The 16,281-nt window shown below is 61.9% G+C and carries 14 protein-coding genes and 1 pseudogene; 10 read left to right on the top strand and 5 right to left on the bottom strand.

Annotated elements, in window-relative coordinates; translation table 11 throughout:
• Position 1: 1 nt before the first annotated feature.
• The gene (locus KUV45_RS06575; protein WP_222163845.1) at positions 2-781 is read left to right on the top strand and encodes a TatD family hydrolase; all 780 of its coding nucleotides are present in this window, start codon (positions 2-4) and stop codon (positions 779-781) included.
• Positions 782-809: 28 nt separating this feature from the next.
• Here the strand turns inward: KUV45_RS06575 and KUV45_RS06570 are convergent, their stop codons facing one another.
• Complete coding sequence (locus tag KUV45_RS06570) at positions 810-1,838, bottom strand: folate-binding protein YgfZ (RefSeq protein ID WP_222163844.1); 1,029 nt, start codon at positions 1,836-1,838, stop codon at positions 810-812.
• 243 nt (positions 1,839-2,081) lie between these two features.
• On the opposite strand from KUV45_RS06570, the gene KUV45_RS06565 reads away from it, so the two are divergent.
• From KUV45_RS06565 to KUV45_RS06535, 7 genes are all read left to right on the top strand, one after another.
• Positions 2,082-2,279, top strand: coding sequence for a hypothetical protein (locus KUV45_RS06565; protein ID WP_206938615.1), 198 nt, complete (start codon positions 2,082-2,084; stop codon positions 2,277-2,279).
• On the top strand, positions 2,279-2,686 hold the full coding sequence (locus KUV45_RS06560; protein WP_222163843.1) for an OsmC family protein: 408 nt from the start codon (positions 2,279-2,281) through the stop codon (positions 2,684-2,686). The genes KUV45_RS06565 and KUV45_RS06560 overlap by 1 nt, the downstream gene beginning before the upstream one ends.
• Positions 2,687-2,870: 184 nt before the next feature.
• Positions 2,871-4,901 carry an excinuclease ABC subunit UvrB gene (gene uvrB / locus KUV45_RS06555; RefSeq protein WP_222163842.1) on the top strand — a complete coding sequence of 677 codons (2,031 nt, stop codon included), beginning with the start codon at positions 2,871-2,873 and terminating at the stop codon, positions 4,899-4,901.
• A 131-nt stretch (positions 4,902-5,032) separates the two neighbouring features.
• A complete protein-coding gene (nei, locus tag KUV45_RS06550; RefSeq protein WP_222163841.1) occupies positions 5,033-5,851 on the top strand; it encodes an endonuclease VIII in 819 nt (272 codons plus the stop codon).
• A 141-nt stretch (positions 5,852-5,992) separates the two neighbouring features.
• The gene (locus KUV45_RS06545) at positions 5,993-7,498 is read left to right on the top strand and encodes a fumarate hydratase (RefSeq protein WP_222163840.1); all 1,506 of its coding nucleotides are present in this window, start codon (positions 5,993-5,995) and stop codon (positions 7,496-7,498) included.
• Positions 7,499-7,682: 184 nt separating this feature from the next.
• On the top strand, positions 7,683-9,116 hold the full coding sequence (gene cls / locus KUV45_RS06540; RefSeq protein WP_206938625.1) for a cardiolipin synthase: 1,434 nt from the start codon (positions 7,683-7,685) through the stop codon (positions 9,114-9,116).
• A 223-nt stretch (positions 9,117-9,339) separates the two neighbouring features.
• The gene (locus KUV45_RS06535) at positions 9,340-10,257 is read left to right on the top strand and encodes a LysR substrate-binding domain-containing protein (protein ID WP_206938627.1); all 918 of its coding nucleotides are present in this window, start codon (positions 9,340-9,342) and stop codon (positions 10,255-10,257) included.
• 41 nt (positions 10,258-10,298) lie between these two features.
• On the opposite strand, the gene KUV45_RS06530 is transcribed toward KUV45_RS06535, so the two are convergent.
• On the bottom strand, positions 10,299-11,390 hold the full coding sequence (locus KUV45_RS06530) for a bifunctional nicotinamide-nucleotide adenylyltransferase/Nudix hydroxylase (protein ID WP_206938629.1): 1,092 nt from the start codon (positions 11,388-11,390) through the stop codon (positions 10,299-10,301).
• A gap of 149 nt (positions 11,391-11,539) precedes the next feature.
• Between KUV45_RS06530 and KUV45_RS06525 the strand changes: the two are divergent.
• Positions 11,540-12,436 (top strand): annotated as a pseudogene (locus KUV45_RS06525) (YihY/virulence factor BrkB family protein); the annotation flags it as partial.
• The gene (gene yccX / locus KUV45_RS20375; RefSeq protein ID WP_308126698.1) at positions 12,434-12,901 is read left to right on the top strand and encodes an acylphosphatase; all 468 of its coding nucleotides are present in this window, start codon (positions 12,434-12,436) and stop codon (positions 12,899-12,901) included. The pseudogene KUV45_RS06525 and the gene yccX, both read left to right, overlap by 3 nt.
• 143 nt (positions 12,902-13,044) lie before the next feature.
• On the opposite strand, the gene KUV45_RS06515 is transcribed toward yccX, so the two are convergent.
• The 3 genes from KUV45_RS06515 to KUV45_RS06505 form a co-directional block, all read right to left on the bottom strand.
• Positions 13,045-13,986, bottom strand: a complete 942-nt coding sequence (locus KUV45_RS06515; protein ID WP_222163839.1) for a nucleoside hydrolase — start codon at positions 13,984-13,986, stop codon at positions 13,045-13,047.
• A 58-nt stretch (positions 13,987-14,044) separates the two neighbouring features.
• Positions 14,045-14,956 carry a ribokinase gene (locus tag KUV45_RS06510; protein ID WP_222163838.1) on the bottom strand — a complete coding sequence of 304 codons (912 nt, stop codon included), beginning with the start codon at positions 14,954-14,956 and terminating at the stop codon, positions 14,045-14,047.
• 221 nt (positions 14,957-15,177) lie between these two features.
• On the bottom strand, positions 15,178-16,110 hold the full coding sequence (locus KUV45_RS06505) for a D-2-hydroxyacid dehydrogenase (RefSeq protein ID WP_222163837.1): 933 nt from the start codon (positions 16,108-16,110) through the stop codon (positions 15,178-15,180).
• Positions 16,111-16,281: the final 171 nt, after the last annotated feature.

Below are 16,281 nucleotides of genomic sequence, written 5' to 3'. Positions count from 1 at the left end.
CATGTTGATCGACGCCCATTGTCATCTGGACAACGCGGCATTTGATCCCGATCGTGACGCTGTCCTGGCCAGGGCGCGTCACGCCGGCGTCGATCAACTGGTGGTGGCGGGCACCCATCGCCAAGGATGGCAGGCAACCCTGCAGCAGAGCCATCACGATCGTGTGCATGTCTGCCTGGGGTTACACCCGGTGTTTCTTGCCCATCATCACCTGAGTGGTGGTGACGACGATCTGGCGGCGCTGGCACGGGCCCTGGATCAGCATCCCGAGTGTGTCGCCGTGGGTGAATGCGGTATCGATGCCCGCTTTGGCGATACTCTCGAGCAGCAGTGGCGACTGTTCGATGCCCAGCTGGCGCTGGCCAAGGAACGCGACTTGCCGGTGGTGGTGCATTGCGTGCGGGCCAATGACGAGGTGGCCAAGCGACTGCGTCAGCTGGCGCTGCCGGCCGGTGGCGTCATTCATGCCTTTTCCGGGTCCGCGCAGCAGGCGAGCCGGTTCCTGGACCTGGGTTTCGTGCTGGGCCTGGGGGGAGCGGTGACCTATCCGCGCGCGGCGAGGCTGAGGCGGGCCGTCGTCTCGCTACCTGATGACGGTTTCCTGCTGGAGAGCGACAGTCCAGACATGCCGCTATGCGGCCATCAGGGGCAGCGCAACGAGCCTGCCAGGGTGGCCCAGGTATGCGACTGCGTAGCCGAGCTGCGACGGCAGACCATCGAGCGGGTGGCAGACTGCAGCAGCGCTAACGCCCGCAGGGTGTTTCGGCTGCCACCCGGATGATGGCAGCCTCGCTGTATCGTTCTGAGACCTAGACCAGCGTCTCTGGATCAAGCCGTTCCACCGCATAGGGCAAATGCAGCAACTTGCACTTCTGGCCCTCGGCCTCAAGCGCCATCTCCTCCGCCTTGGTGTTGAGGACGGCCAACACCTCTACCTGTGCGTAGGCGTCCAGGGCGCTTGCGACGACCTCACCCTGGCGCTTTCCTTCTGAATCCAGCACGTCAGAGCCTGCGGCCGGTAATTGAGTGCCTTCAAGCTGGGCCCGGTAGAGACGCTTCTTTACCTGGCCACGGAAGTGCGCTCGGGCGACGACCTCCTGTCCGGTGTAGCAGCCTTTCTTGAAGCTGATGCCGGCCAGCCCCTCCCAGTTGAGCATCTGGGGCAAGAAGCTGTCCTGCTGGTTGGCGTCAATGAAATGCAGCCCCGCCTGAATATCCGACAGTCGCCAGACGTCATTGCCGACAATGCTGCATTGCTGCGCCAAGCGCTCGAGTAGGGACCTGGCATCTTGCTCCTGGAGCATGATGACGTAGCGATCCCGTTGGCCCGGGTGCGCCAGTACCATCAAGGTGCCCTGGGTGGCCTGATGCCATACGGCTGGCGCTTTAAGGTCACAGTCGACCTCTGCCAGCGCGGCCGCCTCCTGCCCGATCAGGCCGATCATGGCCAGATCATCCCGTTGCTCGAGGGATGCCTTGTAGAAGGCAGCAAACTTGCCAAGATGGTTGGCCATTGGGGCGATCAGGCTGCGATGCATCAGCAGGCGATAGTGGTCCGGCGCCACCTGCATGAGCTGCCCATTGGCCAGCATGCGTCCCTTGGGCGTGCAGAAGCAGGTCAATGGCGCGAAGTCACCGTTGGCGTGCTGGACCTGGGCACTGGTCTGCCCTTGCAGAAAAGCGCTGGCATCGGCGCCGGTGATATCCAGAGCACCCAGGTGCACCAGCGGTGTGACCACGGTGCCGTCGAGGGCCTGTCGAGGCGCGTCGGGGGTCGTAAACTCGACCTGATCCGGGCCGCTGATATGACCGCCTAGCGCGGTGATCCAATCCGTCATGAGACCGTCCTGTCCGGCGGTAAGAAGTGGGTGCAGCATGTGAGCATCATGCATGTTATGCGCATGCGTGCAATGTGAGGGCGGACCCAGCGTTTTGCAAGCACGCGACCGCCGCCTGTCGGGACGCCGTCTTGTCCCTTCCTGTACTCGAACGGTCGAGGTCGGAGGATTGCGCCGCTGTCAGTCATGGCTGCCCATGCTAAGCTTTCGGGTTCGTCCACAGCGTTCAGGAAGTGATATTCGATGGCTCAATATTCTCTTGAGTTTAAGGGCGTGGATAGCGCCGAGCAGGTCAACCAGATCACCACCGCGCTGATGATGCTTGATGGTGTCGACAGCGTAGAAGTCGGTCGGCACGGGGCCGAGGTGGAGGGGAGAGCGCGTCGAGAGGCACTGATTGAGGCGATCAAGCGCCTCAAGCTCGGCATCGAGGTGAAGTGATGACCATCCATGTCACCACCGAGAAAGACGGCAAGCTGAGGCAGCGCGTTTCCATCGAGAGCTTCGACGACATTCTGGTCGACGTGCCGGTGCCCTATGGCGGAGACGGCCTGGCACCGGACCCACACGACTACTTCGACCTGTCGTTAGGCGCTTGCAAGGCCATCACCGCCCAGATGTACGCTCGCCGCAAGGAATGGCCCCTGGAGGGGGTTAGTGTGGTGGTCACCCGTGATGAGCGTGATGAACGCAAGGGGATCTACCGGCTCGATGTGGCGATGACGTTTCACGGAGTTGCCGACGCTCAGATGCAGGCACGGCTGGAAGAGATCAGCCACAAGTGTCCCATTCATCGGCTGATGACCAGCTCCACGGTCGAGATCACCACGCGCACCCTGGCAGAGTGAGCGCGTCAGGGCGCCGCTATTGCCTGGCTTCCGCCGCACCCTGGCTTTCGTTGCACCGCTTTACCGCACGTTGGTCGTGGCAGCGATGGTGTGTAGCTAGTGTCGGAGACGTGGGGATGGCGGTGGGGCTTGAAGGATGGTCGCTTCGCCCCGACCTGTTGAATATCCCTCTGCAGGAGTCACGATGAGCAAGTCGTTCCGTCTTTCATCCAAGTTCAAGCCCGCCGGCGACCAGCCCAACGCTATCTCCGGGTTGGTCGGTGGTCTCGATGCAGGCCTGGCCCACCAGACCCTGCTGGGGGTTACCGGCTCAGGCAAGACCTTCACCATGGCCAATATCGTCGAGCGGCTCCAGCGGCCGACGATCGTCATGGCACCCAACAAGACGTTGGCCGCCCAGCTTTACGGCGAGTTCAAGGCGTTTTTCCCCGATAACGCGGTCGAGTATTTCGTCTCCTACTACGACTATTATCAGCCTGAAGCCTACGTGCCATCGTCGGACACCTTCATCGAGAAGGACGCCTCGATCAACGACCATATCGAGCAGATGCGTCTGTCCGCCACCAAGGCACTGCTGGAGCGCCGTGATGCGTTGATCGTCGTCTCGGTCTCGGCGATTTATGGCCTTGGGGACCCGGATCAGTACCTGAAGATGCGCCTGCACTTCACTCGTGGCGAGTTGATCGACCAGCGGGGGTTCCTGCGGCGTCTGGCGGAACTTCAGTACACCCGTAACGACATGGACTTCAAGCGCGGTACCTACCGGGTGAGAGGCGATGTCATCGATATCTTCCCGGCGGATGCCGAAGACGAGGCGGTCCGGGTCGAGCTGTTCGATGACGAGATCGACTCGATCAGCCTGTTTGATCCGTTGACTGGCGAAGTGCGTGGCAAGGTCCCGCGCATGACCATCTATCCCAAGAGCCACTACGTGACCCCCAGGGAAACCATCCTGGCGGCGGTGGACCGGATCAAGGAAGAGCTGGTGGAGCGTCTGGCCTTCCTGCGTAAGGAAGATCGACTGGTCGAGGCTCAGCGCCTGGAGCAGCGCACGCTCTACGATATCGAGATGATGCTTGAGTTGGGCTACTGCAACGGCATCGAGAACTATTCCCGCTACCTGTCTGGAAGGAATCCCGGTGAGCCGCCGCCCACCTTCTTCGACTATCTGCCGTCCGATGCACTGCTGTTCATCGATGAGTCCCACGTGAGCGTGCCCCAGGTAGGAGGCATGTATCGGGGTGACCGCTCGCGCAAGGAAACCCTGGTGGAGTATGGCTTCCGCCTGCCCTCGGCGTTGGACAACCGTCCCATGACCTTCGAGGAGTGGGAGCGGATCTGCCCGCAGACGATCTTCGTGTCCGCAACGCCCGGCCCTTACGAGGCTGAACACGCCGGACAGGTCGTCGAGCAGGTGGTGCGACCCACTGGACTGCTGGATCCACAGATCGAGGTCAGGCCGGCGTCGACCCAGGTGGATGATCTGCTGTCCGAAATTCGGTTGCGTACCGGCGTCGGTGAAAGGGTACTGGTCACGACCCTGACCAAGCGCATGGCAGAAGATCTGACGGAGTATCTGGACGAACATGACGTCAAGGTTCGCTACCTGCATTCCGACATCGATACGGTCGAACGGGTCGAGATCATTCGTGATCTGCGACTGGGCAAGTTCGATGTGCTGGTGGGCATCAACCTGCTGCGAGAAGGCCTCGACATACCAGAGGTGTCTCTGGTCGCCATTCTGGATGCGGACAAGGAAGGCTTCCTGCGTGCCGAGCGTTCGCTGATTCAGACGGTCGGACGAGCCGCGCGTAACGCCAACGGCAAGGCCATCCTCTATGGCGATCGCATCACTGACTCGATGCGCAAGACCATCGACGAGACCGAGCGTCGTCGCGCCAAGCAGATGGCCCACAACGAGGAGCACGGCATCACGCCCCAGACGGTCACGCGCTCCGTGGCCGATATTCTGGAGGCTGCCCAGGCTCCCGGTAGCCGCAAGAGCAAGGGGCGGGGCAAGGATCGCAAGGTGGCCGAGCCGGAAGCCACCTACGACGTGTCCAGCCTGTCGGGAGATGAATTGCGCAAGGAAATGACGCGGGTCGAGGACGCCATGAGCGAGGCCGCCGCCAACCTAGAATTCGAAGAGGCTGCGCGTTTACGCGATCGCTTGCACGAGTTACGCGAGCGTCAGCTTGCCCTGGGGGCGATGTAGGTCCCAGCCTGCGGAGCCGGCATGATGGCGAGGGTTGAGGCGACGCTATCGCCTGCCGTTGGCAGGTAGCGCCCCTCACGATTCGCTTGATGGCCAATGGTTGCCGCCCCCGGTGTCCGACAGGAGGCAGAATGCCAGAAGGTCCCGAGATTCGACGCGTCGCCGACCGGTTGGGACAGCAGTTGCAAGGTCGCCGGCTCGATCATGTATGGTTTTCGTTCTCTGAACTTCAGGTCCAGGCGTCGTCGCTGATAGGGCGTAAGGTGTCATCGGTGGACTGCTGGGGCAAGGCGCTGCTGATTCACTTTGACGATCAACGAACGCTGTATTCACACAACCAATTGTACGGTGTGTGGAAGCTGCACCGGTGTGATCGTCCCCCGTCCACGCGGCGTTCGCTGCGGGTATCGCTGGCAGCGGGGCAGCACGCCGCCAGTCTCTATAGTGCATCTGATGTCTCCCTGTGGCAGCACGATGCACTAGCCGATCACCCGTTTCTTAGCCGATTGGGGCCAGATCTGCTGACCCACCAGGTCACTCCTGAGGATATCGAAGAGCGTCTCGACGCCCCGCAGTGGCGCGGTCGGGCGCTGGGAAACAGTCTGCTTGACCAGGGGCTGCTGGCCGGTATCGGCAACTATCTTCGCTCAGAGATCCTGTTCTTCGCCGGCGTCGCTCCAGGGCGGCGCCCCCGGGATCTGTCGACTCAAGAGCGCCAGCGACTGGCGCGCACGATCCTTGACATCACGCAGCAGGCCTACCGGCAGGCCGGGGTCACCAACCGCGCTGAGTGGGTGTCCCTGGCCCGGCAGCAGGGAGCCACACGGCGGGGGTGGCGGTTTGCAGTGTTCGAGCGGGATGGCAAGCCATGCCACGCCTGCGGCGGCGAGATAGAACGCATCAGCATGGCCTCGCGTCGGCTGTATCACTGCCCGCGCTGCCAGCGCTGAACCGTCTTTCACGCCTGTCTGGGTCGGGGAGTGGCTGCCTAGCGCAGCGCATTGCGCTACACTAGCGCCCCTCGCAAGCCTGCCGTGCTGCCTCCGCGTGGCCAAGAGAGCGGGCGTACCGACCCAGCCAAGGAGTCTGCCATGACCGTGATTCGCCAGGACGACCTCATCACGAGTGTCGCCGATGCCCTCCAGTACATTTCCTACTATCACCCGAAGGACTTCATCGACGCCATGGCGGCCGCCTACGAGCGTGAGGAGAACCCGGCAGCGAAGGATGCCATCGCCCAGATCCTGATCAACTCGCGCATGTGTGCCACGGGGCACCGCCCGATCTGCCAGGACACCGGGATCGTGACCGTGTTTGTCCACGTCGGCATGAATGTACGCTTCGAAGCGGACATGAGCCTCGACGACATGATCAACGAGGGCGTGCGTCGTGCCTACAACTTTCCTGACAACGTGCTGCGCGCCTCGGTTCTGGCTGATCCTGATGGCAAGCGCCAGAACACCAAGGACAACACCCCCGCGGTCATCCACCACAAGCTGGTGCCGGGTGACAAGGTAGAAGTCCACGTCGCGGCCAAGGGCGGCGGCAGCGAGGCCAAGTCCAAGTTCGCCATGCTCAACCCGTCCGATTCCGTGGTGGACTGGGTAATGGAGCAGTTGCCCAAGATGGGGGCTGGCTGGTGCCCGCCGGGCATGCTGGGTATTGGTATCGGCGGGACCGCTGAAAAGGCCATGGAGCTTGCCAAGGAAGCGCTGCTGGATCCGATCGATATTCAGGATCTTCAGGCCCGCGGAGCATCCAGCCGCGCCGAGGAGCTGCGTCTGGAGTTGTTCGACAAGGTCAACAAGAGTGGTATCGGCGCCCAAGGTCTGGGTGGACTGACCACGGTGCTGGACATCAAGGTCAAGGATTACCCGACCCACGCAGCCAACAAGCCGGTGGCGATCATCCCCAACTGCGCCGCCACTCGTCATGCCCATTTCACCCTGGATGGTTCCGGGCCTGCTGCGCTCAAGGCGCCCAAGCTTGAGGACTGGCCCGAGATCACGCGCGAGGCGGGTGCCAACGTCAAGCGCGTGAATCTCGATGAGGTGACCGCCGAGGACGTCCAGAGCTGGCAGCCGGGTGATACGTTGCTGCTGAACGGCAAGCTGTTGACCGGGCGCGATGCGGCTCACAAGCGCATGGTCGATATGCTGGCCAAGGGCGAAAGCCTGCCCGTGGATCTGAAGGGGCGCTTCATCTACTACGTCGGGCCGGTGGATCCGGTGGGTAATGAGGTCGTCGGACCTGCAGGACCGACAACCGCGACCCGCATGGACAAGTTCACCCGCACCATGCTTGAGCAGACTGGCCTGCTGGGCATGGTCGGCAAGGCCGAGCGGGGACAGCTTGCGATCGATGCCATTCGCGATAATCAGGCGGTGTACCTGATGGCCGTTGGCGGCGCCGCTTACCTGGTGTCCCAGGCGATCAAGGCATCCCGCGTGGTGGGCTTTGAAGACCTTGGCATGGAAGCCATCTACGAGTTTGAAGTGGAAGACATGCCAGTGACCGTGGCCGTGGACAGCCAGGGCACGTCGGTGCATCAGACCGGCCCGGCCAAGTGGAAGGAAATCATCGCCGAAGCGGTGTGACCCTGCCGCTACGACGGCCGGGGAGGCAGTGGCGTGATCCCAACGTCGCCTCTGGCGATGCGCGGCTCATGCGCTGACGAGATACGACGGCTCCGCCACCTGGCGGGGCCGTCGTCGTTACCGGTATGCTGGTGCCGGCACGAGGATGCAATACGGTGCCTTGTCACATGGACGGAGACCCGCGATGACCTCATGGTTGATTGGTGTGGCCATCTTTTTGATACATGTCGGCGGCGCCATTTCCGCTGTCATGGCGCTGATGTCGAGCCGTACCTCCCAGGGCGCGATTGCCTGGATCATCTCGCTGCTGACGATGCCCTATCTGGCCTTGCCCGCCTACTGGGTATTTGGGCGTCCACGCTTCTACGGCTACGTATCCGCTCGTGGGCAGCGCGACACCTTGCTGAGACGCGTGCTGCTGCGCTACCGAGATCGGTTCGACTCCTATCTGGTCAGTTCAAGCCATGCCGATGTCAAGGCGGTCGAGAAGCTGGCCATGATGCCGTTGACCAGCGGCAACCGCACCGAACTACTGATAGATGGTGAGCAAACCTTCGATAGCCTGTTCGCGGGTATCGATGCCGCTCGCTCCTACATCCTCATCCAGTTTTTCATTGTGCGAGATGATGCCCTGGGGCGACGCCTGCAGCAGCACCTGATGCGTGCCGCCGAGCGTCAGGTACGGGTCTACTTCCTGTATGACGAGATCGGTAGTCGCCAATTAAGCGAGGGTTACCTGCGGGACTTGCGCGACGCTGGGATCAACGTCAGCGCCTTCCATTCATCGCGAGGCTGGCGTCACCGCTTCCAGCTGAATTTCCGCAATCACCGCAAGATTCTGGTGGTGGACGGCCGCGAGGGCTGGCTCGGAGGGCTCAATGTCGGCGTCGAGTACCTCGGAGAAAATCCGCGACACGGAGCCTGGCGAGATACCCACCTCAAGTTGACCGGCCCCAGCGTGCTGGGTCTTCAGGAGGCCTTTTGGGAAGATTGGCACTGGGCCACGGGGACCATGCTCAGCCTGTCGTGGGCGCCGGCTGTCGATCATCACGACGCCACTGACGACAGTGACCGTCAGGTGGTGATCGTGCCCTCTGGTCCTGCCGATCCTCAGGAGACGGCCAGCCTCATGGTGCAGCATCAGATTCACAGCGCGCATCATCGGCTGTGGGTGACCAGCCCCTATTTCGTGCCGGACGAGGGGGTGCAGGGGGCGCTACGACTGGCGGCCATGCGCGGCGTCGATGTACGTATCATGATGCCGGAGCGTCCGGATCATCTGCTGGTGTTCCTGTCGGCCTTTGCCTTTCTGCCGGACATGATCAAGGCCGGTATTCGAGTGTTCCGCTATCAACCCGGTTTTTTGCATCAGAAAGTGATGTTGATCGATGACGAAGCCGCCAGTGTGGGCACCGTGAATCTCGATAATCGATCCTTCAGGCTGAATTTCGAGATTACCGCACTGGTCCCTCACCGCGGGTTCGCCAGTGAAGTGGAAGCCATGCTGCAACAGGACTTCGCCAATTGCCGTGAGGTGACGCTCGAGGAGATGCGTGCACGTCCTCTGTGGCGCAAGCTGGTGTCCCGTGCCGCGTATCTGTTGGCGCCGGTGCAGTAGGGTCCGGTTTTGTTGCAGCAAGGCATGGCTTAAAGGCACGGCTTCAGGGTACGGCAGCGGTGAAAGTGCGGCGGTCTCGACACAAAGTCCGGGACGATGCTTGGGCATGGGCCTGGTTTCGGGTACATTGAGCCGCTTTGGCATCCATCACAGCCATTTGCCCTCTCGAGAGCGTTAGTCGAAGAGGGCGACGTTGGACGGGGCAACAGTTCAAGGAGTACCGGTGAATCTAGAAACGAAATGGCTCGAGGACTTCGTTGCCCTGTCCAACACTCGGAGCTTCTCGGCCTCAGCGCGTCAACGCCACGTCACGCAGCCCGCTTTCAGTCGCAGGATTCGCTCTCTTGAGCAGGCGGTAGGGGTCACACTGGTAGACCGCTCTACCACGCCGATCGACCTGACCCCCCAGGGGCAGCTGTTTCTGGTCACGGCGCGCAACATCGTCGAGCAGCTCAATGAGTCGTTGGGCCACCTGCGTGGTCTGGCCATGGCCAATGAGGCGCTCGATGTGGTGGCCGCGCACTCTCTGGCCCTGAGCTTCTTTCCGCAGTGGATTTCCCGGCTGCAGAAGGGGTTGGGTGAGCTGCCTACCCGCCTGGTTGCGATGAACGTGGGGGAGGCCATTCACGTTCTGCGCGAAGGCAATTGCGACTTGATGCTGGCCTACTATGATCCCTATGCCAGCATGCAGTTGGATGGGGAGGTCTTCCCATCGTTCTCGATCGGCAGCGTCAAGATGATTCCGGTGTGTCAGCCGGACGCCAATGGCGAGCCACGCTTCTCGCTTGACGGCGATGCGTCGCTGCCCTATCTGGCCTATACCCAGGGTGCCTTCCTTGGCCGCAGCGTGCGTATGCTGCTGAAGAATGACCCCTTGCGGCTGCGCTTGCGCACCGTATACGAGACGGCGATGGCCGAGGGCTTGAAGGCTATGGTGATGCAGGGGGTAGGGATGGCATGGATTCCCGATTTCTGCCTGCGCCAGGAGCTGAAAAACGGCACCGTGGTCAGGGCTGGCGGTGAGAAATGGGATGTCCCGCTGGAGATTCGCCTGTACCGCTGTTCGCTGGTGCACAAGCCGGGTGTCGAGAAGCTGTGGCGTCAGATGATGAAGCTGCCACGTGACTTCCTGGAGGCCTGATGCTGGCCAGGCCTCGGTGGTGGGTGAGATAGCGCTCGTGGTCAGGAGCGCCGGTCGGCAGGCAGGCCAAGAAAGTTCTGAATGATGAAGAAGTGATCTTCGAACAGACTCTCCGGCTCCAGTTCGGCCAACGGTACCCAGCGAGCATGATCTCCGCCCTTGACGGGTTTGATCCGAGGAAGGTTCTGGTCAGGGCGCAGCGCAAAATAGAAGGCCTCGGCCAGGGTCCTGCCACGCCAGCTGCGATGGGGCTCGTCGAACAGGCGTTGTCCCCTCAGTGATCCCTTCAGCACCGGCTCCGGCACTTTCAAGCGGATACGCTCCCGCAACTCTCGCAGACAAGCATCCATCAAACGCTCCTGGGCGCTGATAAACCCCCCTGGCAGGGCATACAAGCCCTTGCCCGGGGCCGAGGTGCGCCTTGCCAACAGCACGTGACCCGACTGCACCACTACGGCGCATACGGTGACAAAGATCGGCGGATAGGGCGCCTGGGCCCAGGCCGCGCGATATTGATCAAGTAGCTGTTGTTCTTCTCCTAACTGGCGGTAGGGTTTGCTGTCCATGAACTCATGGACGTGCTCCACCACACCGGGTGGAAGGTCATGGCTGGCGTTAGTGGAGAGATATTCCACTGCGGAGCCCTGTGAGCGGAACAGCCGTTCACGAATCTGGCTGGCAGAGATCGCTTCTACCAGCGGCACGCTGACGGACTCCCACTGGGGGAACAGCGACAGGTAGTAGCTTGACTGTCCTCTGCTTGCGCCGATCAGACCGATTCGCGGCAGGCGCGCGCTTTCGGGGTGCGCCAGATCACGCACCTTGCGCTGTACGTCGTGGACCCAGACGTCGTCGTTGTACAGTGCGTCGAGCAACGGCACGATTTCGAGTCGGGCGTTGTCCTCGTCGTCGAAGGCGCTACGTAACATCTGGCGGCGCTCGTCGAAGCGCCAGGGGTTACGTAGAGATCGCGCCTGCCAGGCAGACCCTACCAGGACGATGACCTGGCGCGCCTGCTTCAGCGCCGCCCGGATCACAGCGAGATGGCCCAGGTGCGGCGGCTGAAAGCGGCCAATAAAGACAAGGCAGTCGAAGCTGGCCTGGGACGATGGGCTGGCCGGGACGGGGGGCATGAACGACTCCTGTATCGCAGACGCCGCCATTATGGTGGGGTGGGGCAGGTCGCGCAAACCCCTACATGAGACAGGGTGTTGAACATCGATTCTGCGTTGTCTCGCGCTCTTCGGTATGCTGACAGCAAAGAAAATGACGAGGGAACGTTATGATCATTCCATTCTTCGCCTTCTGGTGGGGAGTACTGCGGCGGTCCGTGGCGCTCTGGCTAGAGCGCAATGCTTTCAGCTATGCAGGGTCCCTGGCGTTTTACACGCTGTTCTCCCTGGCCCCCACGGTGATCATTGCGGTGACGGTGATTGGGGTAGTACTCGGTGAAGAGGCGGCCCAGGGACAGATCTTTGCCCAGCTGCAGGGCACCATGGGACACGACGCCGCCTCTGCCATCGAACAGGCCGTGGCTCAGTCGCGGATTCAGGAGTCCGGGCTGTTGCCGACCTTGCTGGGCTTTGGCGCCTTGATCGTTGGTGCCACCACCGTGTTCGGTCAGATGCAGTTTTCACTGAACACCATCTGGGGAGTAGCGGCCCGTCCCACCAGTAACAGTGCCTGGATCTTCGTGAAGAACCGGATGCTGTCGTTGACCATCGTGCTCGCGATCGGCTTCATTCTGTTGGTTTCGGTAGGTCTTGGGGTCTTTGTGAGGGCGGCATTGAAGGCCGCTGATGACCTTCTTCCCTATGTCAGTCTACTGACCAGGGGCATTGAGTTTGCCGTGTCGGTGGGGGTCATTGCCGCCTTGTTCGCCACCATCTTCAAGGTATTGCCGGACGTGGTGTTGCGCTGGCGTGATGTCATTGTCGGGGCCGTGGTCACCGCATTGCTGTTCTCGGTAGGACGCTCAGGTATTGCGCTGTACCTTGCCTACAACGCCACTGCATCGACTTACGGCGCAGCGGGCTCTGTGGTGGTGGTGTTGCTGTGGGTCTACTACTCCTCCTTGATCCTGCTGTTCGGCGCCGCCTTTACCAAGGTGCACCTGGTCGCCCGCCACAAGCCGATTATTCCTCGCAACAGTGCCGTGCTGGTCAAGCAGGAGTTGATGGATCAGCAAAGCGTGAAGGCCCAGTGGAGCGCTGAAGAGCAGCGTGAATTCGAACAGGAGGCGCAACAGCGTCAGCAAGAGGTCGACACGCTTGAGCGCGTCGATGGGATGTCCGAGCATGAAGTAGGCGGCACAGGCCATGCAGCCACCGCCCAGCAGCACGATCAGGCGCTGGAGGACGATATGGAGAGTGACATGATGTGCCTGGAGGCCGTTGTCGAAGGGCAGGTGCAAGGCGTGAGTTTTCGCTGGTCGACTCAGCAGCAGGCCCAGGCGCATGGGCTGGTTGGGCACGCGCATAATCAGCCTGACGGCAGCGTGGAGGTACTGCTGTGCGGCCCTCGCCATGAGGTCGAGCAGGTCGCTGAGTGGCTGGAGCAGGGTCCGCCCCAGGCCACGGTGACCCGAGTGACGCGTCAAGAGGTGACGCTCTCGTCGATGCCCGAGGCATTCACGACGGGCTGACGAGAAGGCGACAGCGACAGGGGGCGGTCACCGAGCGGTCGGTGGCCGCCCCCTTTGCTTGGGCGCCATGCGGCGTTGCTCCTTGCTAGATCAACGGGGCAACGAGCTAGTGCAAGATGCGTCGACGCCAGCGGCGTGCTGGGTTAGCCGAGCGTATCTGCGATCCATTGGCTGACCGCAGCACCGTCTACCTCGAGACACACCTGCGCAAGAGGAGTGCCGGACCAGCGAGGCTCGATGAACTGGCGACCCTCCGCGGCAAGAATGGTCTGGCCCTCCGCAGCGCCCTCGGTGACCACGGTGAGGTGGCCCCGGGTGGTCTTGAACAGCTCCGGGCGTACCAGCCAGGCCAATGCCACACTGTCGTGAGGGCAGCAGCCGTCGATACCCAGGGCATCACGGTAGAAGGCGCGGTAGAAGTCATAGCTGCCGGCGAGGACGCGACCGAGATTACCCTGGGCAGCTTCAATGCGGGACATGTGGTCGGGGGTAAGGATGCAGCGATGGGTGACGTCGAGTCCCACCAGGGTCAGCGGCCAGCCCGCCGTCAGTACCTTTTGCGCGGCGTGGGCGTCATTGAAGATATTGGCCTCCGCCACCGGAGTGACATTGCCCCCTTCGCGGATGGAGCCGCCCATGACGACCACTTGGCGAACCAGATTGACAATCTCTGGCGCCAGCTGAAGTGCCGCGGCCAGATTGCCCAGGGGGCCCACGGCGACAAGTGACACCTCACCTGGACGTGCTCGCACCGTATCCACGATGAATTGAGCCGCGTTGCGTGACTCCGCCTGGCCGGTGACGGGTGGCAGCGGAATGTTGCCAAGCCCATTGTCGCCGTGAATATGTTTCGGTGCCGGGTGTCGCGGCTTGACCATTGGGCATGCCGAGCCCTGGGCCACTGGCACGGGCTGGCCCGCCAACTCACCGAGCAACAGCGCATTGTGGGTGGCGGTATCGATATCGACATTGCCAAAGGTGGTGGTCATGCCCAGCAGGTCAATGTCGGGATGACGCAGGGCGATGGCGATAGCCTGGGCGTCATCAACGCCAGGATCGGTATCAAAGATGATCGGATACTTCACGATAGCTCCTGTGCAGCAGGCGTGGCGTGGTGCCACGCCTACGCTGAAGAAGAATGGCTCAGCGGATCTGGTGCTGACCGGATGAAAGGGCGCTGTCCACTTCATGGCGCGCGGGAACGCTGGTGGCAGCGCCCTGGCGTTGAACACCCAAGGCGGCTGCGGTGGAAGCGAGGGCCAGGCACTCGGCAACGCTTGCCTGCTCCTGCATGGCGGCCAGATAGTAGCCAATGAAGGTGTCGCCGGCTGCGGTAGTGTCGACGGCCTTGACGCTGCTGGCGGGCTGAAAGTGCCGCTGATCGCCGTGCTGGTACCAGGCGCCTTCGGCTCCCAGAGTCAACACCACTGCCGTTGTTGGAAGCTGTTGCGCCAGGGCGTCCAGCAAGGCCTCGGCAGAGGCGTCATCCTCGCATTCAGCGAGCCAGGCGGCTTCGCCGCGATTGACGAACAGCAGATCGACCAGATGCAGCGGCAGACGCTTGACGTCATCGCTCATCGGCGCAGGGTTGAAGGCGATCTGGACGCCGCGCTGATGTGCCAGCTGGATGCTGTCGGCGAGTACGCTGCACTCATTTTGCAGCAACAGCCAATCACCGGCTGAGCAAGCCTTCATCAGTTCGGCGATATCATCCGCCTTGAAGTGATGATTGGCGCCGGGGAAGAGCAGAATGGCATTCTCCGCGCTGTCGTCCACCTGAATGATGGCGTGTCCGGAAGGGCCTGGTACCTGCTTGACGCCGGCAACGTCGACGCCGGCATCCTGCAGTAACTCGCGAGCCCAGCCATCCTGTGCGTTGAGGCAGCCCCAGTGCTGGACCTGGCCTCCCGCTTTGGCAAGGGCCAATGATTGATTGGCGCCCTTGCCGCCAAGGCCGACACGGTGTTCGTGGCTGGCAAGGGTTTCTCCAGGACGCACCAGATGAGAGACGCGGTAGACATGGTCGAGGTTGATCGACCCGTAGTTATACAACATAGGGTGTCCGATGACGGTATGGGCTTAGGGCTTGAACGAAAAGTGCCTGCGCTTGGTGATACGGCGTTAGCGCGAAGTATCGGAGTGAAGGCCGGTGTGTGCAAGCGCAGTCAACAGTAGAGTCGTATTTATACCGTTATCTCCTGAGACGAACACCTTATTGAGGTGCCCTCGATTAACATCAACGTTAGACAAGGGCACGAGAACACGACGCTAGGTCGTCAGGCGTTTCGCAAGTTCTCGGCGGTCAGCCGCACGATGTTCTGTCGCGCTTCCGGGGTGATCCACGCACTGTGCGGCGTCACCAGTAGATTGAGCCGCGGCGTCTCGTTGAGCGCGTCAATCAGCGCATGACCATCGCGGGGTGGCTCTACCGGCAAGACATCCACGGCCAGGCCGGCCAGACGGCCATCACGCAGCGCCGCCAGTGCGGCTTCCTCGTCGATGACACCACCGCGGGCGCAATTCACCAGCAGCGCGCCGGCCTTCATGCGTGCAAGGTTGTCGGCGTTGATCAAGTGGCGGCTGTGTTCGGTCAGGGGACAGTGCAGGCTGACCACATCGGCCTCCGGCAACAGCTCGGCCAGGGCGGGGCGATGGTCGTTGGCTTCATTACCTGGACGTGCACTGAACGTCACCCGCATGCCGAACGCCTCGGCCAGAGAGGCGACGCGAGATCCAAGCTCACCCTGGCCGACCAGCACCAGATGCTTTCCTTCGAGCTGTACCGTGGGATGCCCCATCATGCAGAAGAAGGGACTCTCACCCCAGCGTCCTTCAGCAACATCGCTGGTGTACTGTGGCAGGCGAGTGGCCAGCGACAGGATCAGCATCAGGGTGTGCTGGGCGACGCTGGCGGTACCATAGGCGCTGACGTTGTCGACCCGAATGCCGCGTTGCCGGGCGACCTCCATATCGATGTTGTTGGTCCCCGTTGCCAGCACGCAGATATGCTTCAGCGAGGGCAGGGCGTTCAGCGTATCGGCGTCCAGCACGACCTTGTTGACGATCGCAACATCAGCACCGTCGAGGCGCGCGCGGGCCTCGGCGGTGGTGCTGGTGGGGTGGACGTCCAGGCTGTCGAGCTGCTCGCGCAGGGGGGTCAGGTCAATGTCGTCGCCCAGGCTGTCGGCATCGAGTAGAACGGCTTTCATCACGGCTCCTCTTGTCATTGGGGGTAGCATGGCCGAGTTTGAGCGGTTTGATCGCACAGGGCTGTGCCTCATGGGGTTCAGCGCGCTATAATACGGCCCCTTGATCTGGGCTTGGAATTGCTTTTGGCCGGCCCTATATCGCATGTCGGGACAGAGAGCTGCGGAAGATGT

Source organism: Halomonas sp. DP3Y7-2 (assembly GCF_019800795.1).
GTDB classification, from domain to species: domain Bacteria; phylum Pseudomonadota; class Gammaproteobacteria; order Pseudomonadales; family Halomonadaceae; genus Halomonas; species Halomonas litopenaei_A.
Note: the sequence above shows the minus strand (reverse complement) of the source record. Positions and strands in the feature narration are given on the sequence as shown.